Origin of the sequence: Streptomyces sp. NP160, from assembly GCF_006335115.1 — a bacterium.
Lineage (GTDB): Bacteria > Actinomycetota > Actinomycetes > Actinomycetales > Quadrisphaeraceae > Quadrisphaera.
Genome location: NZ_VDMJ01000063.1, coordinates 1 through 906, shown reverse-complemented (window position 1 = coordinate 906; position 906 = coordinate 1). Strand labels below are relative to the sequence as shown.

Below are 906 nucleotides of genomic sequence, written 5' to 3'. Positions count from 1 at the left end.
CGCCGGCGGCGGCGATCTGGGCCCGGCGGACGCGCGTGAGGGGCAGCACGTGCCCCATCCTCTCCACCGGGGCGGGCGCCGTGGGCGGATCCTCCGGTGATCTCACCGACCCGTGACCTAGCGTCAGGGGGGTGGAGATCGGCATCAGCTCGTTCGCGGAGATCACCCCCGACCCGGCGACCGGCGCTGCGCCCAGCGCCCACCAGCGCCTGCTGGAGGTGGTGGAGGAGGTGGTGCTGGCCGACCAGGTGGGCCTCGACGTGTACGGCCTCGGGGAGCACCACCGGCCCGACTACGCCTCCTCGGCACCGGCCGTGGTGCTGGCCGCGGCAGCCGCTCGCACGCGGCGCATCCGCCTGACCAGCGCGGTCACGGTGCTGTCCAGCGAGGACCCGGTGCGCGTGTACCAGCAGTACGCCACGCTCGACCTGCTGTCGTCGGGCCGGGCGGAGGTGCTGGCGGGGCGGGGCTCGTTCATCGAGTCCTTCCCGCTGTTCGGCTACGACCTCGCCGACTACGACGAGCTGTTCACCGAGAAGCTGGACCTGCTGCTCGCCCTGCGGCAGGAGGGGCCCGTCACGTGGAGCGGGAAGCACCGCGCGGCGCTGNNTGCAGCAGCCGCTGCCGGTGTGGGTGGGCGTGGGCGGCAACCCGGAGTCCGTGGTGCGGGCGGGCGTGCGGGGGCTGCCTCTGGCGCTGGCGATCATCGGCGGGCAGCCGGAGCGCTTCGCGCCGCTGGTGGACCTGTTCCACCGCGCCGCGGTGCAGGGCGGGCACGACCCGATGGCCCTCCCGGTGGCCTCGCACAGCCACGGCTTCGTGGCGGACACCTCCCAGGCCGCCGTGGACACCTTCTACGGGCCGTACAAGGTGGTCATGGACACCCTCGGGCGCGAGCGGGGCTGG

The 906-nt window shown here is 74.3% G+C and carries 2 pseudogenes; both read left to right on the top strand.

What is annotated here, in order from left to right:
* Window positions 1-131: 131 nt before the first annotated feature.
* A pseudogene (locus FHN55_RS24000) lies at window positions 132-608 on the top strand (LLM class flavin-dependent oxidoreductase); the annotation flags it as partial.
* Between the two features lie 2 nt (window positions 609-610).
* Window positions 611-906: pseudogene (locus FHN55_RS23995) on the top strand (LLM class flavin-dependent oxidoreductase); the annotation flags it as partial.